The organism is Dolomitihabitans soli (assembly GCF_022213955.1).
Classification (GTDB): Bacteria; Actinomycetota; Actinomycetes; order Streptosporangiales; family Streptosporangiaceae; genus Streptosporangium_A; species Streptosporangium_A soli.
In genome coordinates, this window is record NZ_JAKNTW010000005.1 from 153,126 (window position 1) to 178,948 (window position 25,823).

The following is a 25,823-nucleotide window of genomic DNA, read 5'->3' on the forward strand; positions in this document are numbered from 1 at the left end:
TCAAGGACATGAACCCGCGAAGGCGCCGAATGTGACAGGAGACCGGCTCAGGAACATCGAAAAAGCCTCAACAAATGGGGTTCTACGTCATCTCCATGCACCGCCGGTTTCCGTGGAAGGGCGGATGCTGGAGGAGGTGTGCACCGAGCTCGGGTTCGATCTGGAGGCTCACGACGGCGCCCAGGCCCGCCAGTCCAGCACCTCACCTCGACCAACTCCGCGGGAACATTTGTCCAAGACTGATAGTCGACCGCCCGTGCATAGTCTCCGCATGAGTCAGTACGACATTGAGCACTCGCATGGGATGCACGTGGTCCACGAAGGCCCGCGGCAGGCGCCGCCGTTGTTGCTGATCCACGGATCGGGGGCCTCGGGCGGCTTCTGGAGCCCGATGGTCCCGGCACTGGTCGGCCACCATCACGTCATCCGGGTCGACCTCCCGGGCTGCGGCCAATCCCCGCCCGCGCCCTCGTACGACGTGCCTGCGCAGGCGGGCCGGCTGGCGGCGCTGCTGGACGACCTCGGTCTTCGTCACGTCGCCGCGGTCGGGCACTCCAGCGGCGGCTACGTCGCCACCGCGCTTGCCGAACAACGTCCCGACCTCGTGGGTTCGCTTGCACTGATCAGTAGCGGCCCGAGTCTGGATGCGCTCCTTCCGCAGCCGTTCATCCTTCGGGTCCTGTTGGCCCCGCCTGTGGGCCCGCTCCTGTGGTCGAGGCGTTCGGATGCGTTGATCCGCAGGGGGATCAGCGCGACGGCCGCTCGCCCGGTGGACGTCCCGGACGACGTGGTCGCCGACGTACGGGGCATCACCTACCGCGTGATGAGGACGGTGCTGCGCTGGAACACCGCGTACATCGCCGAGCGGAGCGTGCCCGAGCGTCTCGCCGTCCTCGGGGTCCCCGTGCTGGTGATCTTCGGCGCTGCCGACCCCCGTTGGGAGCCGTCGTCGGCGCACCAGTACGACGCGGTGCCGAACGCGCGGGTCGAGCTGCTGCCCGGCGTCGGGCACCTACCCCTGTTGGAAGCGCCCGAGACGACCAGCGAACTGCTGCTGGGCTTCACGGCAACGGACCGCTGACAGCCCGCCCGAGATCCCTGAGACCTAGACCGGTCACGTGTTGTCGACCGGGACGCCACCTGACCGGGCGTGGGTGGACTGGAGCCGGCCGGAGGCAGGGACGCTGCAGCCGCGTCGTGTCCACCACGAACCCGGGTCCGGGTGTCGCTGAACTGCACCAACCCGGCACCGCGCAGGATGATCCAACACCGGGACTTGGCGGCCGGTTCAAACGGCTGCGGTGCTCGCCGTACCTTTTTTGGGTGAATGTTTGTCAGGTGGGTTCTTCCCAGTTGACGGGGCGGCTCAGGGGAGGGATGAGCCAGTTCGCGACCCGGTAGCCGGGTTGGATGTAGCCGATCGGGACATAGTCGTCCTGGGGGCAGGATGATTCGGGTGGGGAGTGGTGACGGTCGCCGCGTTGAATTCTTTCGGCGACGATGTCCTTCTCGTTCTGCCCGTAGGCGGTCCGCACCCCGGAAATGGACATTCCGGTGGCGGTGGCGAGCGCGTGGAGGCGGTACGGCTCGGGGCGGGTGAAGTCGCGGGCATAAGCGAGGAGCAGGCGAATCAGCTCCTCCAGGTGCTGTTTGGCGATGCTCAGCTGGTTGAGCTGGTCCAGGACGGGGTCACTGGGCTCTATCGAGGTGAAATATGCCTCGGCCGCTTTTCTGGCGGCTTTGATGGCCTTTAGTTGCTCTTGGTAGAAATTGTCGTTCTCTTCTGTGCTTTCCGGGGGATCCGGATGAAAGATCAGGGCAAGCTCACGTGCGGTATCCGTCATGTGCTGCGCCTTACGTGAGGTGCTGTGGTAGGCGCACGAGAATACCCGTTGCGTCGTCCTCGACAGCACCGTCCGCCGTGCTCTGTGGATACTGCGGTGGGGTATATATACGCGTTTGTGGGATATATATGTGTTCAGAGGTGGATAAATCCTACTCTGGGATTCCAGCGACGCTCATCGGTTGGATCGCTTCACGATCACTGCGGTGAGGGAAGGCCGGGAGGCCACGGGACGGATCACTCCGGTGTCGCCACGCGCCCCGAGTACAGGTGACTCGACGGGGAGGGGCCGATCCGGGGCTGGAGTGGGTACGGTCGGAAGCAGGTTCCCGGTGTGGGATCTGATGACTTGTGTGAAGGATGAGATCGATGAGTGGAATACCCGCGGCCCCGACCGCTGACCTGGTCAACGGGGCGTCGATCCCGCGGATCGGGCTCGGCACCTGGCCGATGTCGGACGCCGAGGCGGAGAAGGCCGTCGCGCAGGCGGTCGAGCTGGGCTACCGGCTGGTGGACACCGCGTACGCCTACGGCAACGAGGTGGGGGTCGGGCGTGGGCTGCGGGCGTCGGGAGTGCCGCGGGAGGAGCTGTTCGTCACCACCAAGCTCAACGGCGAGTGGCATGGTCACGACGCGGCCCAGGAGGCGTTCGCGGCCAGCGCCGAGCGGCTGGGCGTCGACTACGTCGATCTCTACCTCATTCACTGGCCGTTGCCCGCGCAGGACCGATACGTCGACGCGTTCAGGGGTATGGCCGAACTTCTGGAAGACGGCAGAGTCCGGGCGATCGGCGTGTCGAACTTCAAGCCCGCGCAGATCGACCGGCTGCTCGCGGAGACCGGGGTGGTCCCCGATGTCAACCAGATCGAGCTCGACCCGACGCTCACCCGCGACGCCGCCCGGGCCTGCCACGCCGCGCACGGCATCCTCACGCAGTCGTGGAGCCCCATCGGCCAGGGCGGCGACCTGCTGGAGAACCCGATCGTGCGCCGGATCGCCGAGCGGTACGGCAGAGCCCCGGCGCAGATCGTGCTCCGCTGGCACATGGAACTGGGCCTGGCCGCCGTGCCCAAGTCGGTCAACCCCGAGCGGATGCGGGCGAACATCGACGTCTTCGACTTCGAGCTGACGCCCGAGGAGGTCGCGGAGCTCTCGTCGCTGGACCGGGGCGAGGCCGCCGCCACCGACTCCGACCTGGCCGGTCACTGAGCCGGTCACTGAGCCGGTCACTGAGCCGGAGCCCGGCCATCGTCCCTGGGGGTGATCGTGAATCCTCCTCAGGGGCGATGCGGCCGGCGGGCCCCAGGCCCTAGGTTTCTCAACCGATGACGCCGGATGCCACGGGAAGGATCAGATGACGCGGTTGCGCGAGATTCCAGACATGATGCACCGGGTGCTCTTCAAGAGCCTGTCGCTGCTGGCTCCGGGCAAGCAGGGGGCGGTGCTGGGCCGCTACTTCGACTGGTGGCACCGCAGACCTGATCCCTGGAGTCTGTCGAGCGACGCCTACGAGCGCTACAAGTACACGACCACGCTGAGTCAGGTGCCCGGCCGGCCGTACCGGAAGATCCTCGACGTGGGATGCAGCGAGGGGGTCTTCACCGAACTCCTGGCCATGACCTACCCCGAGGCGGAGGTGACCGGGGTGGACGTCTCCGCGCGGGCGCTCGGCCGAGCCCGTGACCGTGCGGGCGGACGGGCCAGGTTCATCGAAAGCGACATCCTGACCCACAGCTCGAAGGAACGCTTCGACCTGGTGTTCTGCGCCGAGACGCTCTACTACCTCGGCCGGGACGAGCGACTCCGCCTGGCCTCCACACGGCTGAGCGACCTGCTCGAACCGGGAGGGCTGCTGGTCCTGGTCCACCCGTGGCCGGAGGCCCGCCGGCTGCATGGCTACCTCGACTCCAACCCCGCGGTGTCGCGGATCGCGGAGCAGGTGGACGAGATCGAACAACGACCCTTCGCCGTCTCGCTCTACCAGGCGCCGCTAGGAACTGTTTCTTAGATCTCCTGACAGTAGGTGCCTGACTTGTCACGCTTGGCGTATGGGTCGTGGTGACTTAACGAACGCCGAACGGGAACGGCTGGCGCCGCCTACTGACTGCCGTCCAGGCCGCCACCGATGCCGAGGGCCGCGTGGACTGGGACATCTCGGTGGACTCCACCACTATCCGGGCGCATCAGCACGCGGCTGGTGCGCCTCGCAACGCCCCACCGCCGGCCCAGTTGCGATCGCACCCAAGCTAGGCCGCCTGCTCACCGAACTGCTCGACAACGCCCGCCGGCACGCCCGGCACACGGTGCGGGTACTGGCCTGCCGGACCGGGGGCCTGAACACCCAATCGGGGCCCGAGCGACAAATGCTCGTGTATCCCGGCGGCCGACAGCAATGATGCATGGGAGGCACGCCAGGCACATGGAAATCGCCGACCGCGACGAGTTCGGCAGCGTGACGCTTCCAAGAAGCCTCGCGTGATCAGCCGCTACATCGCCTGACGATACAGGCACGCTTGAGACGAATGGCTACACGTAGTCACCAGCAAGGCGAGCGTTGCAGATGCTCTACCCCTCGGGCACGTCACGCGCGTCAGAGCCGGCCGGGTATTCCTCAAGGGGGACAAGGTCTCTGGACCAAGCGGACATGACAGGTTCGAGCACCCGCCATGCCTCTTCCGCTTCGTCGCCCCGGATCGACAGGGCGGCGTTCCCGTTCAGTACGGCGAGCAGGAGCCGGCCGTAGGCGGGGAGATCGGCGGGCTCCATCTGGGCGGTCAGCGTGAGTGGGGCAAGGGCGCGCGTGCCAGGGCCGATGCCGGTCAGGGCCAACGTCATGCTCTCCGGTTCGAGTCCGAATCGAAGCACGTTGGGGGTGGCCTCCTCGCTCTCCTCGAACGGCAGATGAGGCACCGATCGGAAGCGTACGGCGACCTCTTTGCGGTCGTTTCCGAGCGCCTTGCCGGTGCGGAGGCGGAAGGTGGTGCCGGACCAGCGCCAGTTATCGAGTCGCAGCTCCACCTCGGCGAAAGTCTCGGTGCGGCGGCGGGGGTCCACACCGTCCTCCTCAACATATGCGGGGACTTCGCGATCACCGATGCGGCCGGCCAGGTAGCGTGCGCGGCGCGTACGGCGTACGACGTCGTCGTCGGTGAGCGGGCGTACCGAGCGCAGCACGTCGATCTTCCGGTCACGGAGGTCACGTTCGCCGAGGCTGAGCGGTGGTTCCATGGCCACCAGGCACAGCACCTGGAGCAGGTGGTTCTGCACCATGTCCTTCAGCGCCCCGACCCCGTCGTAGTAGCCCGCTCTGCCCTCCAGAGCCAGGGTCTCGTTCCAGACGATCTCCACTTCGGCGATGTGGGAGCTGTTCCAGATGGGCTCCAGCACGCGGTTGGCCAGCCGGCTGCCGAGCACGTTCTGGACGGTCGTCATGGCCAGGAAGTGGTCGACGCGGAACACCGCCTGCTCTGGCACGACGCCGGCGAGCAGCCGGTTCAGCTCCGCGGCACTGTTCAAGTCCTCGCCGAACGGCTTTTCCAGCACGATGCGGCTGCCTGAGGGCAGGCCCGCGCGGTGCAGCGCGGTGACCGTGCTGGGAAAGATCACCGGCGGGAGGGCCAGGTAAACGACGACGGGCCCCTCCCCTGCGATCATCGGCGCGAGGTCAGCGGCTTCGGTGGCGTCCGCCTGACGGTAGCGTGCTAGGTCGGCGATCGCCTGCTTGACGCCGGCGGGCTCGGACGGGCAATGCCGGTCAAGCTGATCGTTCACCCAGGCTCGGAACTGCTCGCTGGTCCAGTCTTCCCGGTCGGCGCACGTCAACACGAAGCGGTCGTCGAGGTGTCCGGCCGCGCGCAAGGCGGTCAGCGCCGGTAGCAGGTAGCGGGCGTTGAGGTCGCCGGTGGCACCGACGATGACCAGCCGGTCGATCATGCCGTGCCACCTGCTTTCGCTCGCGCGAGGTTGACGCCGCTGGCGATGATGCCGATGTGGCTGAACGCCTGCGGGAAATTGCCCATGAACGTGCCGGTGGACGGGTCGATCTGTTCAGGCATCAGCCCGAGCGGGCTGGCGCGGGCGCACAGTGACGCGTACAGGTCTTCGGCTCGTTCGAGGTGGCCTTGCAGGATCAGGTTGTCGACCAGCCAGAAGCTGCACAGCAGGAAGGCGCCCTCGTCACCGGGCAGCCCGTCGGGTGAGCGATGGTGCAGGTAGCGGTAGAGCAGGCCGTCACCGGCGGACAGGCGTTCGGCGATGGCCGCGGTGGTGGCCGCCATCCGCGGATGGTCTGCCGGGATGACCTGCCGCAGCGGAAGCGCGAGCAGGCTGGCGTCGAGACTTCCACCGCCGTCGAGGTGCTCGCTCAGGCACTGTGCCTTCTCATCCCAGGACTGGTCGAGGATGAGCCCGCGCAGCTTCTCGGCTTCTGCGCGCCATCTCGCTATCTGTCCGGGCAGGCCGAGCCGCTCGCCGATCGTCGCGGCCCGATCGAGGGCGACCTGGCACATCCCGGCCGAGTAGGTGAAGACCCGGCCTTCGCTGCGTACCTCCCAGATGCCCTGATCCGGCTGCCGCCACATGGCCGCGGCGGACTCGGCCAGCTCCGCCAGGCCGGACCACAGCGCGGACTGGAGCTCGTGGCCGGGGCGCAGCCACTGGTCGGCGCAGTCCAGCACCTCGCCGTAGACGTCGTGCTGGCGCTGGTCGGCCGCGCCGTTGCCCCATCGCACCGGAGCCGAGCGCCGGTAGCCTTCCAGCTCGGCGTCCTGGATCTCCTCGGGTACGGGGTCGCCGCCCAGGGTGTACATGATCCGTGGATAGCGGCTCTGCTCGAAGGCGTCGAGAACCCAGCCGAGAAAGGCGTCGGCCTCCTCGCCGAAACCGACGCGGCGCAATGCGAACACGGCATAGGCGGCGTCCCTGATCCAGGTGTAGCGATAGTCCCAGTTGCGGACACCGCCGATCGGCGCGGGCAACGAGGAGGTGGGGGCCGCGAGGAGCGAGCCGTTGACCCAGTCGTCGCACAGTTTCAACGTGATCACGGCGCGCCGGACCAGCGCTTCCTGCGGGCCGCTGTAGTCGCACTTCGACATCCAGCGGCGCCACGCGTCGGCGGTCTCCCGCAGCATCACCTCGGGCGCGAACCGGTGATGGCGGTGGATGCGCCCCCAGGACAGCACCAGATCGAGCCGGTCGCCCTCTTCCAGGTCATGCACGGTGCGCAGACCGGTCAGGGGTCGGTTGGACCGCAGATGCAGGCGCAGATCCGGCCGCCGCAAAGCCCGTACTTCCAGGCCGCTGCCCAGGGCTCGGGCCTGTCCGCCGCCACGCGGCTCCAGCTCCGCCCGCAGGCGCACGGTCCCGGTCAGGACGACGGCGGAACGGACGAGCTCGGCCCGGCCGGCGCCCGCGTCATCGCTGAGGTCGGCGCCGGCGCGCAGGGCCAGCGCGTCGGTGATCCTGACCAGGCCGGTCGGGCCACGCATCTCGGTCACCAGCACCGCGGTGTCGGGCTCGTAGCGCTGGCGCCCCTCCAGCAGATCCTCCACGGTCAGCGTGAAATGCCCGCCCTGCGCGTGATCCAGCAAGCCGCACAGCAACGGCTCGCTGTCGAAACGAGGCAGGCACAGCCACGGAATCGAACCGTCCAGGCCGATCAGCGCCGCCGTCGCGCCATCGCCGATGAGACCGAGATCTTCCAGAGGCAGGTAGCCATCCCGGCGGCGTACCGGGCGAAACGGTGGATCAGGATCAAGCATTGCCGAGTTCTCTTCCGTTGGGCGCCCTTAGCGTGGACGAACATCGCCCGGTCGTGGCCCTAGAAGGTGATCAGAACCTTCACGACATCTTCCAGTTTCTTGTCCGAGATCTCGAAGCCTCGTTCCATCTCGTCGAAGCGAAAGGTATGGGTCGTCAGGTGTGTGGGGTCGAGTCGCCGCGTCAGGAGCATGCGCAGCAGCCGTTCCATGCGCAGCCGACCTCCTGGGCACAGGCCGGTGGTGATCGTCTTGTCAGCCATCCCGACACCCCATTCGACACGGGGAATGCGGACGAATTCACCTTCTCCGTAATAGCCGATGTTGGACACCGTCCCACCGGGCTTGGTGATCTTGATGGCCGCCTGGAAGGTCGCGTCCGCGCCGAGGGCCTCGATCGCGGTGTCCACCCCCTGCCCCTGGGTCAGTTCGTGAACCCGTTCGACGACGTCCACAGCAGTGAAGTCCACGATTTCGTCGGCGCCGTAGGTACGCGCGAGTTTCTGCCGGCTGGGGACCGATTCGACCCCGATGACAAAGCCGGCGCCGCGGAGCTTGGCACCTGCGGTGGCCATGAGTCCCACCGGCCCCTGGGCGAGCACGGCCACGGTCCCGCCCATCGGGATGTTTCCGTGCTCCGCGCCCATGAATCCGGTCGAGAGCATGTCGGCACAGTAGACCGCCATCTCATCGGGAATCTCATCAGGTATTTTCGCCAAATTAGCGTCAGCGTCGTTCACATGGAAGAACTCGGCGAACACCCCGTCCTTGGAATTGGCGAACTTGAACCCTCCCAAAGGCCCGCCCGACTGGGACGGGTGGCCGTTCTGCGAGGCGAGGTCGCCCCAGTCCGGAGTGATCGCGCCCACTAGGACGCGATCGCCAGGCCGAAAGACCCGCACCTCGCTTCCCACCTCACGCACCACGCCGACCGCCTCATGGCCCAGGGTCAGGTTCTCGCGCGGGCCGATGCCACCCTTGACGGTATGCGAGTCGGACGTGCAGATCAGGGCTGCCGTCGCCTGCACGACGGCGTCGAGCGGGCCCGGTTCGGGAAGAGGTTTCTCCATGAAACCGACGCGCCCGATCTCCTTCATCACGAACGCTTTCACGTCGCCCCCGGTTCGTTCTTACGCCTGTACTTACCGATGTGCCGACACCGCCGACGACTAAGCGCGCCATCCGCCTAATCCAACAACCCTCGAACGGGCGGCATCATCGGTCACGAGAAATGCCGCGATCCCCTGACGTGTCTACCCTCAAGAAATCATCTCTTAACGCCGATCTCTTCACCCGGCCGTTAATGTGTTCTTGATGAATATCTGGTCGCCGAATTACTGCGCGGCAGGGTGCAGGTCGCTCGCCTGGCAGTTGACGCCGACCACGGTGGGCCCGCCCGGCGGGCTGTCCACCCAGAAGCGGCTGTCCAGCCCCACCCCGGACGGCAGTGGGCCGAACGCGGTGGAAAGCACAAGGACCCCGATCGCGATCCCAGAGCCCGCCGCCGGGCGACCTACACCCGGCGGAACAAGCACGCCGCCGACGAACAACTACACAGGGTCGTCAACAGGGCAAACGCTGCCTGACACGGCACTAGGAGTGGGCCTCGGCGAGCACCTCCTCGGGGATCACGTCGGGGACCCCGCGCAGTCCGAAGAGCGAGACCACCGCGAGAACGGCGACCACCACGCTGGTGGCCAGGGTGGTCACCGCGATCGCGTCGACGAATGACTGTTTGGCGGTGGCGGCGACCGCTGTGGCCAGTTCTACGGGCAGGGCCGAGGCGGCCTCCAGGGCGGTGGGCAGCGACTCCCTGATCGGGTCGACGGCCTCGGCGGGCAGCCCGGCGGGAAGCCGCAGGTTGGTGCGATAGAAGCCGCTGAGGATGCTGCCCAGAACGGCGATCCCCAGCGCGCCGCCCAGCTCGAAGGAGGACTCCGAGATCGCCGCCGCCGCGCCCGCGCGCTCCCTCGGGACGGAGGCGAGCACCGTGTCGTTGGTGACGGCGAAGGTCAGCCCCATGCCCACGCCGCCGATGATCATCGGGGCGAGGAAGTAGAGGTAGGTGCTGTCGAGGCCCATCTGGCTGTAGAAGACGAAGGAGACGGAGGCCATCGCCAGGCCCAGGGCGACGACTCGCGCCCGGCCCCACCATGAGATCAGCGTGCCCGCGATCATGCCGCCGACCGCCGCGGACATGCCGCCGGGGAGTCCCGCCAGCCCTGCCTGGAGCGGGGACCAGCCGAGGACGAGCTGGAAGTACCACGCGAAGACGAGTGACAGCGCGGACATGCCGAAGATGGCCACCAGGTTGGAACCGACCGAGGCGGTGAAGGCCCGGCTGCGGAACAACCGGACATCGATCAGGGGCTCGGTGAGCCGGGTCTGGCGCTTGGCGAATACCACCATGGAGAGCACGCCGACGACGGCGGAGACCAGGACGTTCGTCTGGGCGAGGCCGCCGGTGGCCGCCTCCTTGATCGCGTAGATGATGCCCACCATCCCCAGCACGGACAGCAGCACGCTCGCCGGATCCAGCCGTCCGGCGCGGGGGTTGCGCGACTCGGGGAGCACCAGCGCGCCGCCGATCAGGACGAGCGCCATCACCGGCAGGTTGATCAGGAAGACCGAGCCCCACCAGAAGTCGTCGAGCAGCAGACCGCCGACCACCGGGCCCAGCGCGAAGCCCGCGGCGCTCATCCCGCTCCAGATGCCGACCGCGGTGGTCCGCTCGCCCGGCTCGGTGAAGACGTTCCGGATGATCGACAACGTGGACGGCATGATGGTCGCTCCGGCGACGCCGAGGAGCACGCGGGCCGCGATGAGCAACTCGGCGCTCGGCGCGTAGGCGGTCACCAGCGAGGCGGCGCCGAACGCGGCCGACCCGATGAGCAGCAGCCGCTTCCTGCCGATCCTGTCGCCGATGTTGCCCATCGTGATGAGCAGGCCGGCCAGGGCGAAGCCGTACGCGTCGCTGATCCAGAGGATCTGCGTGGCCGAGGGCGAGAGGTCGGCCGCCAGCCTCGGCAGCGCCAGGTGCAGCACGGTCAGGTCGATGGCCAGGAGGAGTACGGCGAGGCAGGCGATGACGAGAGTCGCCCATTTGCGCCGCCCGCTGACAGGGATGTGGTTCATGCCCGTGAGCGTGACGGGAGCCGCTGACGGGTCGCGCACCATTCGCTGACGGCGCGGGTCAGCCCCGGCCGGGGCGCTTCTCCAAGGTCAGGACTTTCTGGCTAGGCCGCCGACGAAGGTATGGTAGGTGATGCCCTGATCGGAGAGGTGGCCGTCCTCGGGACGCCACTCCGGCAGGGGCACCAGGCCCGGCTCCAGGAGGTCCATGTCGCCGAAGAAGGCGAGGATCTCCTCCCGCGAGCGCCACCTGCCGGTGCCCAGCGTCTCGTTGAAGATCTTCTCGGCCGATGCGGCCTGCGCGGCCACCTCGGGACGCAGCGCGCCGGGATTGTGGAAGTGCGAGATGGCCAGGTGGCTGCCGGGGGAGAGGGCGGTACGGTAGCGGGCCGCCAAATCCTGCGGATTCTCGTCGTCGTTGAGGTGGTGCAGGATCGCGAAGAGGAGCAGGCCCACCGGCCGGCTGAAGTCGATCAGTTCGAGCACCTCGGGGTGGGTCAGGATGCCCTCCGGTTCCCTGACGTCGCCGGCGAGGACCAGGGTGTGGCTGCTCTTGGTGAGCAGCGCCCTGCCGTGCGCGAGCACCATCGGGTCGATGTCCACGTAGACGATTCGTGCGTCCGGCGCGATCTCCTGGGCGATCTCGTGCACGTTGCCCTGCGTCGGCAGGCCGGAACCGATGTCCAGGAACTGCCGGATCCCCGCCTCGGCGGTCAGGTGGCGTACCACCCGGCGGAGGAAGTCACGGTTGGCGCGCGCGGCCTCGGGCGCGTCCGGCGCGATCTTCAGCGCCATCTCGGCGACCTTGCGGTCGGCGGCGAAGTTGTCCTTGCCGCCGAGCATGAAGTCGTAGACACGGGAGATGTTGGGCTGGTTGACGTCGATTTCCGGCGGCACCCGCTCGGGATCTGTGTCGGACACGGCAGACCTCCCCGTTCGACCCCTTTGTAGTGGAGCGTAACGCGAATTCTCCCGAAATATCGTGATTCTGTGGTCTTTAGGTATTTCTAGGGCTGTGTACGGCGGGCGGACAGAGCCGAAGGTAGGGGGCGGGAAATACCTTCGTTCGATGACGGCTCCGCAGGGCCGTAGAACCATGGGGACATGGCGTTCATCGGTGTCCTTCTTATGATCCAAGGCTTCGGGAGTCTTATCGCCAAGCACTTGTTCGACCGGGATTTCGGATTGTTGCAGCGGGTGTTCGATGGGGGCGCACATACGTTGGCAGGAGCCGCCGAAGGCCTGCTCGGTCTGGCGTTGGTGGTGCTCAGCGTCCGGCGCGAGGCGAAGAAGGGGTCGTGAGGGCTTCCTGCGCTGGTGTCCCCGCGGTGTTTCGCGGCCGGTCCTGACGGGACGCGGCCGGTCCTGACGGGACGCGGCCGGTCCTGACGGGACGGCCGGTCCTGACGGGACGCGGCCGGTCCTGACGGGACGCGGCCGGTCCTGACGGGACGGCCGGTCCTGGCGGGGTGCGGCCGGCCCTTGGCGGGGCGAGTGCCGGACGGCGTTGGCCCCGGCCGCCCAAGCCGACAACTATCGTCGCCTTGACAATAAAGATTGTCGGTGGCACGCTGGTCTCATGTTCGATGTGGCGGTGATCGACGACCCGGCCGCGGCCGAGGCCTCCCTGGATCCGATGCGATCCAGATTGCTCGCCGAGTTGGCCGAGCCCGGCTCGGCCACGATGCTGGCCGTCAAGGTCGGCCTCCCCCGGCAGAAGGTCAACTACCATCTGAAGGCGCTGGAGCGGCACGGGCTGGTCGAGCTGGTGGAGGAGCGCAGGAAGGGCAACGTCACCGAGCGGGTGATGCGTGCCACCGCCGCCTCCTACGTGATCTCACCCGCAGCGCTCTCGGCGGTGCAGCCGGATCCGTCCCGCTCGCCGGACCGGTTGTCGGCGCGCTGGCTGCTGGCGGTCGCCTCCCGCCTGGTGCGCGATGTCGGCGACCTCCTCGCCGGCGCCGCCAAGGCGCGTATGCGGGTCGCGACGTTCGCGCTCGACGGGGAGGTGCGATTCGCCTCGGCGTCCGACCGCGCCGCCTTCGCCGAAGAACTGGCGACCGCGGTCACCGCACTCGTCAGTAAATACCATGATGAGACGGCAGAAGGCGGGCGCGAGCACCGGTTGATCGTTGCCGTCCATCCGAGCGTCAAGGCAGAGACCAAGGAGCCCTGAGAGATGCCGCACGCGTTCGAGGTGCACAAGGAGCTGACGCTCGACGCCACCCCCGAGCAAGTCTGGCAGGCGATCGCCACCGGCCCCGGCATCGACTCGTGGTACATGGGACGCAACGAGATCGACCCCGGCGCGGGCGGGGCTACCCGCCTCACGATCGGCGGTCACACCGAAGCGGCGGATGTGACCGCCTGGGAGCCGTCGAAACGGCTTGCATATCGGGGTGAAACAGGTGAAAACGGGGCCTTTATGGCCTTCGAGTGGCTTATCGAGGCCCGCGATCGTGGCAGCACCGTGCTCAGGCTCGTGCACAACGGATTCCTCGGCGACGACTGGGAAACCGAATACGACGCCCTGAACAAGGGCTGGGATATGTATCTCCACAAGCTGGTCCAATACCTCACCTACTTCCCCGGCCGGACCGCGACACCCGTCTTCGCCGCGCGCCCCGAGGCAGGCGCCCCCGATCACGCGTTCGCGTCGATCAGAGCCGCCCTCGGCCTCACCGCTCCCGTCGCCGAGGGCGATCACGTCCGGCTCACCCCCGACGGGTTCGCCCCCATCGAGGGCGTCGTCGACTACGTCTCCCCGACCTTCCTCGGCGTCCGCACGAGCGACGCGCTCTACCGTTTCATCTACGGCATGCGCAGCACGTTCGTCGTGGGCCACCACCTTTTCGCCGGCCACCCGGACCCGGAGCGGGCCGACGCGGCCTGGCAGTCCTGGCTGGACCACACCTTCGCCTGATCAACTCCTGCCGGGTTTAGCGCCTGACCTGATTCGCCAGATTCGCCGTCCAACGAGCTTTGCGCCTGACCGACCTGAGCGGGCCGACGCCGGGACGAGCCCACCCCGAAGATCCCTGGAGTCAGGACCGCCCCGCCACGGCATTCGGGCGATCGACCAGTCGGCTGACCCCCGGGTGGATGTCGCCCCGGCGCCTTCGGCCGCTTGTCAAGAGAGCGGGGCGGTCGGAGCCCCCGGAAACAGTCGCCGGGGAGCATACGGCCGCCGACCGGGGCCGGCCGCGCCTTCGACGCCAGAACCCTTTCCTGTCCCTTCTGCGGAGCGATGCAGACTCAGCGGGACGACCATTCGGCCAGGATCTTTGCCTCCTTGGCGGGATCGATTCCGTGCTGGAGCTTTTCGGTGCTGAAGACCCGTCGCTCCTCCGGGATGTCGCGGAGCCACTCCCAGGTGTCGCGGACGGTCTCCGCGACGGGACGGCAGCGCAGTCCGGCGCCGAGGGCCTTGGCCGACGACATCTTCCAGAGGTTGGGCATGGTTCCCGTCCACAACGGGAACTCCGTCCAGGGCTGCACACTCCTTTCGAGCAGGAAGGAGTCGTCGGCCCAGACGAACTCGGCGTCTGCGCCGGTCACCGCCGCGCACTCGGCGAGCCAGCCCCCGTAGGTGACGGCGCCGGGCACCCCGCTGGTCAGGAACCGGTCGTCGGTGCCCGCCTCCGCCTGGTCGAGCGTGAAGACGGCGATGTCACGCGCGTCGATGAGCTGGATGGGGGTCGCCGGGTCGCCGGGCGCGAGGACCTGGCCGCCCCGGGCGATCCTGGTGAGCCACCAGGGGAGCCGGCCCACGTTCTCGTGCGGGCCGATGATGAGACCGGGCTGGATGATCAGCCGGTTGCCGTCGAAGCCCTCCTCGACGGCTCGCTCGCAGCCTGCCTTGAGCGTGCCGTACTCGCCGTCGTCGGGACCCGCGTCGGAGGCGCAGGCGAACAGCGGAGAACTCTCGTCGACCGGTTCGGCCGGAAAAGTGGAGATCGCGGAGATGCTGGAAATGAAGGCGTAGGTGGCGGCGTGACCGGACAGCGCGCGCACCGACTCGCCCACGTTGCGGGGCACGTAGCCGCACACGTCGATGACCGCGTCCCACTCGCGGCCCTCGGCGAGGCGATCGAGGTCGGCCGGTACGTGACGGTCGCCGCGCACCGCGTCGACACCGGGCAGGTCGGGCCCGGTTCTGCCCCGGTTGAACGTCGTCACCTGGTCCCCGCGCCGCAGCGCCTCCGCCACGATCGCCCTGCCGAGAAACTGGGATCCACCGATGATCAGAACTTTCATACGCGCCATTCTTGGCGGATCGCCCGCGCCGCGTCGCCTTCCTTTCACTCGCAGCGCAAACCGTACGCGCAGAGCTGATCGGCAGAGCTGATCGGCAGAGCTGATCAGCAGATCTGGCGGCTGCGGTCGGTGGCGAGCGGCTCGAAGTTCTCGCGGTCGAGGACGTGCACCCGCGCGGACGGGATGTCGAAGTAGAGGCCGACCAGCTCCAGCCGGCCCGCCGCGACCTGCTCGACCACCTGCGGATACGTATGCAGGTTGGCCAGTTGCTGGATCACGTTCAGCCGGCAGAGCCGGTCGAGCGGCCCCGCGTCGGTGCCGTCGCTGTCCGTGCCGATGAACCTGGCCAGGCTGTGGTCGCCGTGCCGCAACCAGCGGCGCAGCCCCGGCAACTCCTCGACCTCGACCCCGCCGCTGAGCAGGGCGGCCATCGCCCCGCAGCCGGAGTGCCCGCAGACCGTGATCGTCCGTACGCCCAGGACATGGATGGCGTACTCGATGGTGGCCATCACCGAGTCCTCCGGCGGAGCTGAGCCCATGCGCGGCACCAGGTTGCCGATGTTGCGCAGGGTGAACAGGTCGCCCGGCCCGCTCGCGGTGATCAGGCTGGGCACGATCCGCGAGTCGGCACAGGTGATGAACAGGTGGGAGGGCTCCTGCTTGCGGGCCATCCGGGTCAGGATCGGCCTGATCAGGTGCGCGGTCCTGCGGTGGAACTCGTGCGCGCCCGCCAGCAGATCGGGCCCGCCGGGGCCGCCCGCGGGGCTCCGGGCGGTGGTCACGGCGGTCGCTCCCGCGTTCGGCAACCCCTTGCGGCGGCGGTCGGCCCACGGCAGCCACCACCGCTCCGGGGCCCGCAGGGGTGTCTTGGCGGGGAACATCCTGGCGCCGCTGGCGGCCAGGGAGTACCACTCGTCGTGGAGTTCGTCGATGTGCACGATGCCGCCGGACCGCTCGTGCTCCAGCCGCCACGCGTGGATCGCCTCGAAGGCGGCGTTGTCCATGAAGTCGATGTTGAGGTCGAGGTCGACCGCCGTTCCCGGTGGTACGGCCCGCAGCCCGGCGGTGACCCGTGGCACGCCGAGAAAGGTGAGCGAACCGGCGATCAGCACATGCCACCGGCCGCCCGCGTCGGGCCTGAGCCGAACCGTCACCCAGGTGAGGCGGCGCAGGGCGAGCAGCGCGGCCAGGCCGAGGCCCAGCAGCACCCCCTCGGCCAGCCCGAGCAGCGCGACACCGCCGAACGTCACCACGTAGACCGGCACCTCGCCGTGGCCCCGCAGGTGCGGGATGTGGCCCAGGTTGATCATCTGGATGCCGATGAAGACGAGCAGCGCCGCCAGCGCCTCCATCGGGATGAGCTGGACGGTCCAGGCGAAGCCGACGGAGAACAGCAGCACCCACACCCCGTGCAGCGTCGCCGACCAGCGGCTGCGGCCGCCGGCCCGGACGTTGGTGGTGCTCCGGACGATCACCCCGGCGACCGGCAGCCCGCCGAGCGACCCGGACACGATGTTGGCGAGACCCTGCCCGGTGAGGTCCCTGTCGAGATCGGTGCGGGGACCGTCGTGCAGCCGGTCCACACCCACCGAGCAGAGCAGGGACTCCACCCCGGCGAGCAGCGCGACCAGCAGGACGGCGCCGACGATCCCGTGCCAGTCACCCTGCGGCCACAGCGGCGACACCCAGCCGTCGAGGCTGCCGGACAGGTCGACGCGGCTCACGTCCCACCCGAACATCCAGGCGGTGATCGCCGCGACCAGCAGCGCGGCCAGCGGCGCGGGGAACATCCGCAGTCCGGCGGGGAGCCGGGTCCAGATGATGAGGACCACGATGGTGAGCAGCCCGACACCCACCGCGTGGCTGTGGTTGCCCGCGATCTGGGCGGGCAGTTCCACCAGGTTCTCGATCGCGGACCGCTGCGGGCTGCCGCCGAGCACCACATGGAGTTGCGACAACGCGATGACCGCGCCGACGCCGGCCAGCATGCCGTGCACGACCGCGGGAGAGACGGCGAGCGCCGCCCGGGCGACCCTGAAGACCCCGAGGACGAGTTGCACGACCCCGGCCAGCAAGGTGATCATGCAGGTCGCGCGCCAGCCGTAGGTGTGGACCAGGTCGGCCACGACCAGCGAGAGACCGGCGGCCGGACCGCTGACCTGCACCGCGGAACCGCCGCACAGACCTGCCACCACACCCCCCACCACGGCTGCGATGAGGCCGGCCACCAACGGTGCGCCGGAGGCCACCGCGATGCCGAGTGAGAGGGGCATGGCCACGAGGAAGACCACCAGAGAGGCGGGCACGTCGTGTCTGAGCACGGAGGTGAGGCGACGCTGTGGAGTCGTCGTATCACTCAGAGTGTTCGTCATGAAACAGACCCTACGTGCAGGGCCCGTGCAGATTTGAAGTGGCTGAGAAACTGCTTTACATCTGGCGGAGAAAGGGTCGGGAAATCAGCGGTAATAGTCGGGATAGTCGGGCTCGGCGGGGGCCCGGTGGTGGCCGCCGCGTCCGCCCGTCGCCGGCGAGGTGTCCGGCACGGCGGTCGGCTCGGGAGCTCCGCCGTACAGGTCGCTGTAGGTGGGCCAGTTGTTGTTGCCCGGCACGGCCGCCGAGGTCTGCTCGGACCAAGCGGGCGCGGGAACGGGGGCCGGGGTGGGCGCCTGGTAGCCGCCGGTGTTGTAGGAGTAGCCGGAGCCGCCGGACAGCACGTCGTCGGCGGGCGGTGTGTAGTCGTAGCCGGAGCCGGAGACGGCCCTGCTCGGACTGGTGGGTGTGCCGGTCGCGGGGGAGGGGCCGGTCACGGTGTCGGAGTCGTCGATCGTGGCCCAGCCGGCGCTGACCTCGTAGGACGGCGCCGCGTAGGAGCTGTCGTACGACGCCGCGGGGCGCTGGGGCTCGGCGGGGGCCTGCCAAGGGGAGGTCGAGGGGCCGGGGTCGTCGAGGATGTCGGCGGTGGCGGGCCAGCCGCCGTATCCCGGCTGCTGCTCGGAGACGGGGCTGGACAGCGGGTCGGACCCGCCGTAGGGCGTGGTGGCGAACGAGGTCGTCGCGGCGGGGGCGGCGGGGAACTGGCCGCTGGAAGCCGCGGGCCTGGCACCGGAGTGCGCGGCCGCGGGCCTGGCGCCGCTGCCCAGAGGATCGACGGAGAAGGAGCCGGCGCCGCGTGTCTGGGCGGCCGGGTAGGAGCCGCCCGACAGCGGGTCGTTCGTGACGGTGGGCCGGGGGCCCGTCAGCGGATCGGAGGAGATCACGGGGCGGGGCCCGGTGAGCGGGTCGGGCCTGACGGCGGGTCGCGGGCCGGTCAACGGGTCGTGCCCGTTGGCTCGCGAATCCATCAGCGGGTCGCGGGGTCCGGCGAGCGGGTCGTTCGTGACGGTGGGCCGGGGACCGGTCAGCGGGTCGTGTGCGGCGCCTCGCGGGCTGGTCAGCGGATCGTGTGCGGCGGCTCGCGGAGCGGTCAGCGGGTCGGGGCGCGACGGGGTGCGCGGGTCCTGCCGGGACGGGGTGCGCGGGCCGGTCAGCGGGTCGGGACGCGACGAGGTGCGGGGCTCGGGCCGGGCAGGAGTGCGCGGTGCGGCGGGATCGGGTCGCGAGGGTGTGCGCGGCTCGGAGCGGGGAGCGGGCGGCGTACGGCGCGTGGCGCCGTTGGACCCCCGCCGTGGGGTGCCCGCGGGAGCGCGACGAGGAGACCCGGCGGACGGCTGCGGCCTGGAAGGCAGGCGGTTCGGAGCCTCGCCGGCCTCAGGAGTCGGCGCGGAGAAGGTGACCGTCCGCTGCTCGGACGCCATGGCCGCGGCGGAAACGGGGGCGGGAGTGACGGGCTCGACGAGATCGGCCAGACCGCTGGCGCGCGAGGCCGCCGGGGCGGGCATCTGGGTGGTCCGCTCGCCGGAGTCGGCGGCGGACTTCGCTTCTTCCTCGGACAGCGGGCGGCTGGCGCCCTTCCTGGCCGCGATGGTTCCGCCGAAACCGCCTTCGTCGGCGCGGACCCTGGTCCAGTAGCCGTCGTCGTAGTCGTCGGCGCCGCCGAACTCGTCTACACCGCGTTTACCGCGGGGCCCGGGGCGGCCGCCCGGCGGGCGGGGGCGCGGCGCGGGCTTCTCCACCGGCTCGTCGATGGGGCTGAGGTCGGGGCTGAAGTGGTGGACGCGCGGCTCTCTGGTGGCGAAGTCGTCGCAGGAGAGCTCACCCGCGACCTCCGCCTGTTCGGCCATCTTCTTACGCCGGTCGGCTGGAAGGGAGCTCTCCCGTCGGTTCATCGACCGCATACCCAGCACGACGACGACGAGCACGAGGAGCACGACGGCGACCAGACTACCTACGACCGGGATCATTGCACCACCCTCAAGGCCATGGCCTGCCAGCGGCGCCGGTGAGATCGCGCGGCCATTGACGCGACCTGCCCAAATTGATCATCTACGCTCAGCGGTTGGATCTGATTGTGTCGGACCACTATGACCGTTGTCACACCCTAAGTGAAGAATTGGTAACCATTACTACCTCCGGTGCTCGGCAGGTCACTCGATGTGAACCGATGTCAGGCGACCCCGGGCGATGGTCCGGTCCGCGATGCGCTCCAAGGTGTCGGAGAGTAGGGCACCCTCCTTGAGGTTCACCTTGGCACTGAGCGCATAGACAGTGAAACGATAGTTGCCATCGGGCCTGCATGGGGCCGAGTAGCCAACCTTGCCACTCGTCGTGCGCCCCTGTCTGGCACCTTTCGGGAGGTTGGCGTCGAGGTTCTCCCCCAGCTCGGTGGTGCGCGGGTCGATGTCGAACAGCACCCAGTGCACCTCCGCTCCGGCTCGAGCGTTGTCGGCGTCGACCACGACGGCCATCGACTTGGTCTGTGGTGAGGGGACCCCCGACCAGCGCAACGGCGGGCTGCCGAGCTTGCCCTTGCAGGAGTAACCCGCCGGAAGCGGGGCACTCTCACTGAGGCGCGGGCTTGACACGCTGATCGAATCGAGGGGCTGGCCCGTGGCCGAGCCGTCGCCCAGGATCCCGCAGCCGGTGGCGACGCTCGCGAACGCGCAGGCAGCCACCGTGTGTACGGCGGCGCGCCACGCGTGCGCTGATCTCCTAGGCTGCCCCATGACCGTTGATGCTACGCGGATCTGGAAGAAGTGCTGACCGGATCGACGGGTTCAGTACCGTCGAGATGACCGGGAATCAGCCACAATCGAGGGCATGGACAGGGTGAGCGGGGACCCGCGCGTGAGCTTCGCCGTCCTCGGCCACCTGGAGATCCGTCTCGACGGCGAGGTCGTCGAAGTGAGCGGGCACCGGCTCAGGACACTGCTCTGTCTCCTCCTCCTGGAACCCGGCCGGACGGTCGGTCTGGGCACCCTCGTCGCGGGAGTCTGGGAAGATCATCCGCCGGTGGGCGTCGGCAACGCGCTTCAGTCGCTGGTCTCCCGGTTGCGATCGGTGCTGGGCCCGCGACTGGTCGCCGCCGACAACTCCGGCTACCGTCTCGCGATCGAGCCCCGGCAACTCGACTCCCATCGCTTCGCCCGCCTGGCGGCCGAGGGAGCGAGGGAACTGGACGGGGGAGCCCCCGACGCCGCCGCCGAGACCCTCCGGGCCGCGCTCGCGTTGTGGCGCGGTCCCGCCTTCGCCGACCTCACGGGCAACCAGGCCGCCGCCGCCGAAATCACCAGGCTCGACTCGCTCCGGCTGGCCGCCGTGGAGGACCGCTTCGAGGCCGGCCTCCTGCTCGGCCGTACCGCCGAGGCGGTCGCCGAACTGCCCGCGCTGATCGCCGCCCACCCGCTCCGCGAGCGACTGCGCGGCCAGCAGATGCGCGCCCTGTACGGCACGGGCCGTCATGTTGAGGCCCTCGCCGCCTACGAGAGGGCACGCGCGAGTTTCGCCGCCGAACTCGGCGTCGATCCCTCGCCCGAACTCTCCCGCCTGCACGTCGCGATGCTCCGCCGTGACTGGACCGAACCCCGGCCCGCCCAGCCGGTACGGCCCGCCCGAGACGCCCACGACGACGGCCGCACCCAGGACACCCCTCCCACCCAGGACACCCCTCCCACCTGGGGCGACCCGGACGCCCGGGGCGTCCGCGAGCCCGCCGCCGGGGACGTCTCCGATGCCCGGGAGCTTCGCGAGCCCGCCGCCGGGGGCGTCGAGGACGTCCGTGAGTCCGCTACCCGCGACGCCCCTGCCGCCCAGAGTGTCCGCGATCTCGCCACACTGGACGCCCCCGGGACCCGGGAGGCCGCCGATGCCCCCGGACCCCGGCAGATCCACCGTCCCGCCCCCCACGACGACGACAGGGGCAGACGGCGAGGCAACCTGCGGGCCCGTCTCACCAGCTTCGTCGGGCGTGAGCGCGACGTGGCCAGGACCGGGGAACTGCTCGCCGAGCGGCGGCTGGTCACCCTGCTCGGCCCGGGAGGCGCGGGCAAGACCCGTCTCGCGATCGAGTCGGCCGAGGCCATGGCCGAAACAGGGACCGAAACAGGGACCGGAATAGGGGCCGGAATAGGGGCCGAGGTCGAGACCGGGGATGCGATCAGGCGGATGCCCGACGGGGTGTGGCTGGCCGAACTGGCCTCGGTGCGGGATCCGGGGGAGGTGCCGCAGGCGGTGCTGACCGCGATGGGCGTGCGTGACCCGATCGCGTCGGCGGCCCGGCCGGCGACGCAGCCGGACGGCGACCCCGTCGACCCGAGCACCCGGCTGGTGGACGTGATCGCCCGGCGTGAGCTGCTGCTGATCCTGGACAACTGCGAGCACGTGGTGGAGGCCGCCGCCGTACTGGCCGACAGGTTGCTGGCCGAGTGCCCGAGGGTGCGCGTCCTCGCGACGAGCCGCGAACCGCTCGGCATCACCGGCGAGACCCTGTGGCCCGTCGGACCGCTCGGCCTGCCCCCCGACGACGTGATCGGCGACCTGACCGAGGAGGACGCCCTGCGCCACCCGGCGGTCAGGCTGTTCGCCGACCGGGCCTCCGCCGTACGCCCGGGATACCGTTTCGGCGATGAGGTGTCCGCCGTGGCCCGGATCTGCCGCGAGCTCGACGGCATGCCGCTGGCCATCGAGCTCGCCGCGGCCCGTCTGCGCGCACTGTCCGCCCGTCAGATCGCCGATCGGCTCGGCGACCGGTTCCGGCTGCTCACCGGCGGCAGCCGTACCGCGTTGCCCCGCCACCAGACGCTGCGCGCGGTCGTCTCCTGGAGCTGGGACCTGCTCGACGACGCCGAGCGCACCCTCGCGGCCCGGCTGGCGGTGTTCGGCGGCGGCGCGACGCTCGACAGCGCGGAACAGATCTGCGCGGGCGGCGGCGTCGACCCGGCCGACGTGCTCGAAGTGCTGGCCCGCCTGGTCGACAAGTCCCTGCTGACCGCCGAGGACGGCCGCTACCGCATGCTGGAGACCGTCCGCGCCTACGCCGCCGAGCGCCTCGCCGAGTCCGGCGAGGAGGACCGGGTACGGCAGGCGCACGCGCGGTTCTTCACCGGATTCGCCGAGTCGGCGGAGCCGGGGTTGCGTGGCGGCGAGCAACTCGGCCGGATCGCCGATCTGACGGCCGAACACGACAACCTGGCCACGGCCCTGCGCTGGTCGATCGACGCGGGCGTCAGCGATCTGGTGTTGCGGCTGGTGGGAGCACTCGCGTGGTACTGGTGGCTGGTCGGGCACCGGGTCGAGGGCGCGCACCGGGCACGCGAGGCGCTGCGGCTGGCCGGTGACGCGGATCCGGACCTGCTGGCGATGGCGCACATGTCGTTCGCCATGAACGCCAGTGGCGCCTCGATCTTCGGCCAGGAGCCGTACGCCTCACTGGAGACCGCCGTCAAGCTGGTCCGTGATCACTGCACGCCGCCGCTGACGCCGTTCCTCGCGCTGGCCGAGCCGATCCACGCACTCTACGGCGGCCGCTGGTCCGAGGAGGTGGAAGAGATGTTCGACGGGCTGATCGGGCATCCCGACCCGTGGGTGATCGCGGCGGCCTACATGATGCGCGGGCACGTCCACTTCAACGGGGGCCGGATCGCGGAGGGCCGGGCCGACCTCACCGAGTCGCTGCGGCGGTTCCGGGTGACCGGCGACCGGTGGGGCATCGGCAACGCCCTCGCCACGCTCGCCGAACTGGACTTCCTCAAGGGCGAGCCGGCACGGTCGATCTCCGCGATGCGCGAGGCGATCGCCTACATCGAGGAGCTCGGCGCGGTGGAGGACACCCTGTACATGCGGTGCCGCCTGGCGGCCGGACTCAGGCTGGCCGGTGACCGGGAGGCGGCCGACCGGGTCCTCGCGGAGGCGCTGGCACTGGCGTCCGGGGTGGGAGACGTGATCGGGGAGTCGGGCGTGCAGACCGTGCTCGGCGACTTCGCCCGCGAGGACGGCGACCTGACGACCGCCCGCCGCCGTTACGCCGCCGCGTCGGCTCTGATCGACGACCGGGAGAGGATGCCGGAGCAGGTGAGGTCGCTGCTGGACAGTTCGCTCGCGATGCTGGCAGAGGCCGAGGGCGAGCTGGAGCAGGCCCGGCTGCTGCACATGCGGTCGCTCGCGCAGGCCGAGCGAGTCGCCGACGGGCCCGCGCTCAGCGTGGCGGTCATCGGCTGCGCGGCGCTGGCGCTCGCCGACGGGGACGCCCCGCTCGCCGCCACCCTGCTGGGCGGTGCGGCGGCCATCAGGGGCATCGACCAGGTGATCGACTTCGATCATGTACGGGTCACCGAGACGGCGAAGGCCGCGCTCGACCCGGAAGACTTCTCCCGGTGCTTCGAGCGCGGCCGTGGCCTGCCGTCCACCGAGATCGCCGCCCTCGCGGGCGACCTCGGCCGAGGCGGCGATCCTGGCGCGGAGATCTAGCCGGCCGCCCCGGATCGCGTCGATCTCGCCGCAGCCCGCCCCCCCGGCGCACGCTGCGGCGCCCACTCACGTCCGGCGGAAGACGCGGATCGCCAGCGGGGCGAACACCAGCACGAAGCCCGCCGACCAGAGCAGCGAGATCAGCGCCGGCTGGGCCACGTCGCCGCCGATCAGCAGCCCGCGGATGGCGTCGGCCAGGTGGGTGACCGGGTTGATGTCGGACCAGGTCTGCAGCCAGGAGGGGAAAGTGCTGGAGGGCACCAGCGCGCTGCTGGTGAAGGTCAGCGGCATCATCGTCGAGAAGGCGATCATCTGCACCTTCTCCGGGCTCGACGCCTTGAGCCCGATCACCACCGACATCCACGACATCGCCAGCGCGACGACCACCAGCAGGGCCAGCGCCCCGACCAGCCCGGCGACGCTGGTCGTCACCCGGAAACCGAGGATCATGCCGAACCCGACGAGCAGCAGGAACGCCCACACCTGCTTGAAGGTGTCGGCGATGATGCGGCCGGACAGCGGGGCGGTGCGCGCGATGGGCAGGCTGCGCAGCCGGTCGAACACGCCCTTGGTGATGTCGGTGTTGAGCCCGATCGCCGTCGACAGGGTGTAGAACAGGGCGTTCTGCACCAGCAGCCCCGGCAGCGCGAACTGCAGGTAGTCGCCCGTCGAGCCGGAGATCGCGCCGCCGAACACGTAGGTGAAGAGCAGCAGGAACATGATGGGCTGGATGCTGAGATCCAGCAGTTCCCACGGGTTGTGCTTGATCTGGACCAGGCTCCGCCAGGCCAGCGTCATCGTCTGGCTGATCGTGGCGCCGGGACTGACCCGCTTCGCCACGGGGGGCGCCGTCGTCGTCATCGTGGTCATGCGAACGCCTCCTCCTTCTCCGTCGCGATCTCGTCTTCGGCACGGTGTCCGGTCAGGGCCAGGAACACCTCGTCGAGGCTCGACTTGCGCAGCGTCAGCTCCGAGGCGATCACCCCGAGCTCGTCGAGGCGGCGGACGATCGCCGGCACCACCGCGGGGTCGTGGACGGCGGCCGTGACCTTGCCGCCGGACGTCTCGGGCGCGGTCTCGACCATGTCGCCGACCACCTGGACGACCAGGTCGAGATGGCCCTCCTGGAGCGGCCGGACCTCCAGGACCTGGGCCCCGGTGGTCGACTTGAGCTGGTCGGAGGTGCCTGAGGCGATCACCTTGCCGTGGTCGAAGACGATGATGTCGTCGGCGAGCTGGTCGGCCTCCTCCAGGTATTGCGTGGTGAGCAGCACCGTCACCCCGTCGGCCATCAGACCGCGCACGACCTCCCACAGCTCGGTGCGGCTGCGCGGGTCGAGACCGGTCGTCGGCTCGTCGAGGAACAGCACCTGGGGCCTGCCGATCAGGCTGGCCGCGAGGTCGAGCCGCCGGCGCATGCCGCCGGAGTAGGTTTTGGTCGCCCGTGCGCCCGCGTCGGCCAGGTTGAAACGGGCGAGCAGCTCGTTCGCCCGCTGCTTGGACGCGCTCCGCGACAGGCCGAGCAGCCTGCCGATCATCACCAGGTTCTCCGCCCCGGTCAGCATCTCGTCGACCGCGGCGTACTGCCCCGTCAGCCCGATCAGCGAGCGAACCTGGTGAGACTCACTCGCGATGTCGTACCCGCCGACGGCGGCCCGGCCCGCATCGGGTCGGAGGAGCGTCGCCAGGATGCGCACCGCGGTCGTCTTGCCCGCCCCGTTGGGACCGAGCACGCCGAGCAGGCGGCCCTGCGGCACCACGAGGTCGACCCCGTCGAGCGCCTTGGTCTGCCCATAATGCTTCACCAGCCCCTCGGCTTCGATCGCATATGCCATGTCCGTGGATCCCTTCTTCGTCACCTCCGCAACGATGCACCAAGGCACTGACAATTCTCTGAGCCGCGGCCGTCCCGTCCGCCGCCCGCTGAGATCTCGCTGGCACCACGCTGAGACCCCCCGCGAAACCGCAGGCCACGGACTCGCCGTACGCGTGGC

General features: G+C 69.6%; 20 protein-coding genes and 1 pseudogene. 8 read left to right on the top strand and 13 right to left on the bottom strand.

Annotated features, from left to right (window positions below; genetic code table 11):
* Positions 1-271 precede the first annotated feature (271 nt).
* The gene (locus tag MBA17_RS11640; RefSeq protein WP_238496390.1) at positions 272-1,081 is read left to right on the top strand and encodes an alpha/beta fold hydrolase; all 810 of its coding nucleotides are present in this window, start codon (positions 272-274) and stop codon (positions 1,079-1,081) included.
* A gap of 253 nt (positions 1,082-1,334) precedes the next feature.
* Here MBA17_RS11640 and MBA17_RS11645 read toward each other — a convergent pair whose 3' ends face one another.
* The gene (locus MBA17_RS11645; protein WP_238496391.1) at positions 1,335-1,844 is read right to left on the bottom strand and encodes a hypothetical protein; all 510 of its coding nucleotides are present in this window, start codon (positions 1,842-1,844) and stop codon (positions 1,335-1,337) included.
* Between the two features lie 368 nt (positions 1,845-2,212).
* On the opposite strand from MBA17_RS11645, the gene MBA17_RS11650 reads away from it, so the two are divergent.
* From MBA17_RS11650 to MBA17_RS11660, 3 genes and pseudogenes are all read left to right on the top strand, one after another.
* The gene (locus MBA17_RS11650) at positions 2,213-3,052 is read left to right on the top strand and encodes an aldo/keto reductase (RefSeq protein WP_238496393.1); all 840 of its coding nucleotides are present in this window, start codon (positions 2,213-2,215) and stop codon (positions 3,050-3,052) included.
* Positions 3,053-3,197: 145 nt separating this feature from the next.
* Positions 3,198-3,851, top strand: a complete 654-nt coding sequence (locus MBA17_RS11655; RefSeq protein ID WP_238496394.1) for a class I SAM-dependent methyltransferase — start codon at positions 3,198-3,200, stop codon at positions 3,849-3,851.
* A gap of 80 nt (positions 3,852-3,931) precedes the next feature.
* A pseudogene (locus MBA17_RS11660) lies at positions 3,932-4,045 on the top strand (IS5/IS1182 family transposase); the annotation flags it as partial.
* A 363-nt stretch (positions 4,046-4,408) separates the two neighbouring features.
* On the opposite strand, the gene MBA17_RS11665 reads toward MBA17_RS11660, so the two are convergent.
* From MBA17_RS11665 to MBA17_RS11690, 6 genes are all read right to left on the bottom strand, one after another.
* Entirely contained in the window at positions 4,409-5,776 is a 1,368-nt protein-coding gene (locus MBA17_RS11665; RefSeq protein ID WP_238496396.1) for a glucose-6-phosphate dehydrogenase, read from the bottom strand.
* A complete protein-coding gene (locus MBA17_RS11670) occupies positions 5,773-7,602 on the bottom strand; it encodes a glycoside hydrolase family 15 protein (protein ID WP_238496398.1) in 1,830 nt (609 codons plus the stop codon). The genes MBA17_RS11665 and MBA17_RS11670 overlap by 4 nt, the downstream gene beginning before the upstream one ends.
* Positions 7,603-7,661: 59 nt before the next feature.
* Complete coding sequence (locus MBA17_RS11675) at positions 7,662-8,711, bottom strand: NAD(P)-dependent alcohol dehydrogenase (protein ID WP_238496400.1); 1,050 nt, start codon at positions 8,709-8,711, stop codon at positions 7,662-7,664.
* Positions 8,712-8,933: 222 nt separating this feature from the next.
* On the bottom strand, positions 8,934-9,071 hold the full coding sequence (locus MBA17_RS11680) for a hypothetical protein (RefSeq protein ID WP_238496402.1): 138 nt from the start codon (positions 9,069-9,071) through the stop codon (positions 8,934-8,936).
* Positions 9,072-9,192: 121 nt separating this feature from the next.
* Positions 9,193-10,734, bottom strand: coding sequence for a DHA2 family efflux MFS transporter permease subunit (locus MBA17_RS11685; protein WP_238496403.1), 1,542 nt, complete (start codon positions 10,732-10,734; stop codon positions 9,193-9,195).
* An 87-nt stretch (positions 10,735-10,821) separates the two neighbouring features.
* Positions 10,822-11,652: an SAM-dependent methyltransferase gene (locus MBA17_RS11690; RefSeq protein ID WP_238496404.1), complete on the bottom strand. Its 831-nt coding sequence runs from the start codon at positions 11,650-11,652 to the stop codon at positions 10,822-10,824.
* Positions 11,653-11,835: 183 nt separating this feature from the next.
* Here MBA17_RS11690 and MBA17_RS11695 point away from each other — a divergent pair, with 183 nt between their 5' ends.
* The 3 genes from MBA17_RS11695 (at position 11,836) to MBA17_RS11705 (ending at position 13,654) form a co-directional block, all read left to right on the top strand.
* Positions 11,836-12,033 (top strand): hypothetical protein, encoded by a 198-nt coding sequence (locus tag MBA17_RS11695; RefSeq protein ID WP_238496405.1) that lies wholly within the window; start codon positions 11,836-11,838, stop codon positions 12,031-12,033.
* Positions 12,034-12,310: 277 nt separating this feature from the next.
* Positions 12,311-12,907 carry an ArsR/SmtB family transcription factor gene (locus MBA17_RS11700; RefSeq protein WP_238496406.1) on the top strand — a complete coding sequence of 199 codons (597 nt, stop codon included), beginning with the start codon at positions 12,311-12,313 and terminating at the stop codon, positions 12,905-12,907.
* A gap of 3 nt (positions 12,908-12,910) precedes the next feature.
* Positions 12,911-13,654, top strand: a complete 744-nt coding sequence (locus tag MBA17_RS11705) for an SRPBCC family protein (protein ID WP_238496407.1) — start codon at positions 12,911-12,913, stop codon at positions 13,652-13,654.
* Between the two features lie 332 nt (positions 13,655-13,986).
* On the opposite strand, the gene MBA17_RS11710 is transcribed toward MBA17_RS11705, so the two are convergent.
* The 4 genes from MBA17_RS11710 to MBA17_RS11725 all read right to left on the bottom strand — a co-directional run bounded on the left by MBA17_RS11710 (position 13,987) and on the right by MBA17_RS11725 (position 20,039).
* On the bottom strand, positions 13,987-14,988 hold the full coding sequence (locus MBA17_RS11710; RefSeq protein WP_238496408.1) for an NAD-dependent epimerase/dehydratase family protein: 1,002 nt from the start codon (positions 14,986-14,988) through the stop codon (positions 13,987-13,989).
* A gap of 104 nt (positions 14,989-15,092) precedes the next feature.
* Positions 15,093-17,360 (bottom strand): SulP family inorganic anion transporter, encoded by a 2,268-nt coding sequence (locus MBA17_RS11715; protein ID WP_238496409.1) that lies wholly within the window; start codon positions 17,358-17,360, stop codon positions 15,093-15,095.
* 84 nt (positions 17,361-17,444) lie between these two features.
* Positions 17,445-19,328: a hypothetical protein gene (locus MBA17_RS11720; RefSeq protein WP_238496410.1), complete on the bottom strand. Its 1,884-nt coding sequence runs from the start codon at positions 19,326-19,328 to the stop codon at positions 17,445-17,447.
* A 183-nt stretch (positions 19,329-19,511) separates the two neighbouring features.
* Positions 19,512-20,039, bottom strand: coding sequence for a YbhB/YbcL family Raf kinase inhibitor-like protein (locus MBA17_RS11725; RefSeq protein WP_238496411.1), 528 nt, complete (start codon positions 20,037-20,039; stop codon positions 19,512-19,514).
* A gap of 145 nt (positions 20,040-20,184) precedes the next feature.
* Here MBA17_RS11725 and MBA17_RS11730 point away from each other — a divergent pair, with 145 nt between their 5' ends.
* Positions 20,185-23,829, top strand: a complete 3,645-nt coding sequence (locus tag MBA17_RS11730; protein WP_238496412.1) for an AfsR/SARP family transcriptional regulator — start codon at positions 20,185-20,187, stop codon at positions 23,827-23,829.
* 66 nt (positions 23,830-23,895) lie between these two features.
* Here the strand turns inward: MBA17_RS11730 and MBA17_RS11735 are convergent, their stop codons facing one another.
* Positions 23,896-24,699, bottom strand: a complete 804-nt coding sequence (locus MBA17_RS11735) for an ABC transporter permease (RefSeq protein ID WP_238496414.1) — start codon at positions 24,697-24,699, stop codon at positions 23,896-23,898.
* Complete coding sequence (locus MBA17_RS11740) at positions 24,696-25,664, bottom strand: ATP-binding cassette domain-containing protein (RefSeq protein ID WP_238496415.1); 969 nt, start codon at positions 25,662-25,664, stop codon at positions 24,696-24,698. Before MBA17_RS11740 ends, MBA17_RS11735 begins: the two co-directional genes overlap by 4 nt.
* Positions 25,665-25,823 lie beyond the last annotated feature (159 nt).

Excerpts from the sequence above, each read along its gene's own strand:
- MBA17_RS11730 (WP_238496412.1), top strand. The coding sequence starts at position 20,185 with ATGGACAGGGTGAGCGGGGACCCGCGCGTGAGCTTCGCCGTCCTCGGC.
- MBA17_RS11740 (WP_238496415.1), bottom strand. The coding sequence starts at position 25,664 with ATGGCATATGCGATCGAAGCCGAGGGGCTGGTGAAGCATTATGGGCAG.
- MBA17_RS11670 (WP_238496398.1), bottom strand. The coding sequence starts at position 7,602 with ATGCTTGATCCTGATCCACCGTTTCGCCCGGTACGCCGCCGGGATGGC.
- MBA17_RS11715 (WP_238496409.1), bottom strand. The coding sequence starts at position 17,360 with ATGACGAACACTCTGAGTGATACGACGACTCCACAGCGTCGCCTCACC.
- MBA17_RS11645 (WP_238496391.1), bottom strand. The coding sequence starts at position 1,844 with ATGACGGATACCGCACGTGAGCTTGCCCTGATCTTTCATCCGGATCCC.
- MBA17_RS11710 (WP_238496408.1), bottom strand. The coding sequence starts at position 14,988 with ATGAAAGTTCTGATCATCGGTGGATCCCAGTTTCTCGGCAGGGCGATC.
- MBA17_RS11640 (WP_238496390.1), top strand. The coding sequence starts at position 272 with ATGAGTCAGTACGACATTGAGCACTCGCATGGGATGCACGTGGTCCAC.
- MBA17_RS11720 (WP_238496410.1), bottom strand. The coding sequence starts at position 19,328 with ATGATCCCGGTCGTAGGTAGTCTGGTCGCCGTCGTGCTCCTCGTGCTC.
- MBA17_RS11665 (WP_238496396.1), bottom strand. The coding sequence starts at position 5,776 with ATGATCGACCGGCTGGTCATCGTCGGTGCCACCGGCGACCTCAACGCC.
- MBA17_RS11705 (WP_238496407.1), top strand. The coding sequence starts at position 12,911 with ATGCCGCACGCGTTCGAGGTGCACAAGGAGCTGACGCTCGACGCCACC.
- MBA17_RS11650 (WP_238496393.1), top strand. The coding sequence starts at position 2,213 with ATGAGTGGAATACCCGCGGCCCCGACCGCTGACCTGGTCAACGGGGCG.
- MBA17_RS11655 (WP_238496394.1), top strand. The coding sequence starts at position 3,198 with ATGACGCGGTTGCGCGAGATTCCAGACATGATGCACCGGGTGCTCTTC.
- MBA17_RS11700 (WP_238496406.1), top strand. The coding sequence starts at position 12,311 with ATGTTCGATGTGGCGGTGATCGACGACCCGGCCGCGGCCGAGGCCTCC.
- MBA17_RS11685 (WP_238496403.1), bottom strand. The coding sequence starts at position 10,734 with ATGAACCACATCCCTGTCAGCGGGCGGCGCAAATGGGCGACTCTCGTC.
- MBA17_RS11695 (WP_238496405.1), top strand. The coding sequence starts at position 11,836 with ATGGCGTTCATCGGTGTCCTTCTTATGATCCAAGGCTTCGGGAGTCTT.
- MBA17_RS11735 (WP_238496414.1), bottom strand. The coding sequence starts at position 24,699 with ATGACCACGATGACGACGACGGCGCCCCCCGTGGCGAAGCGGGTCAGT.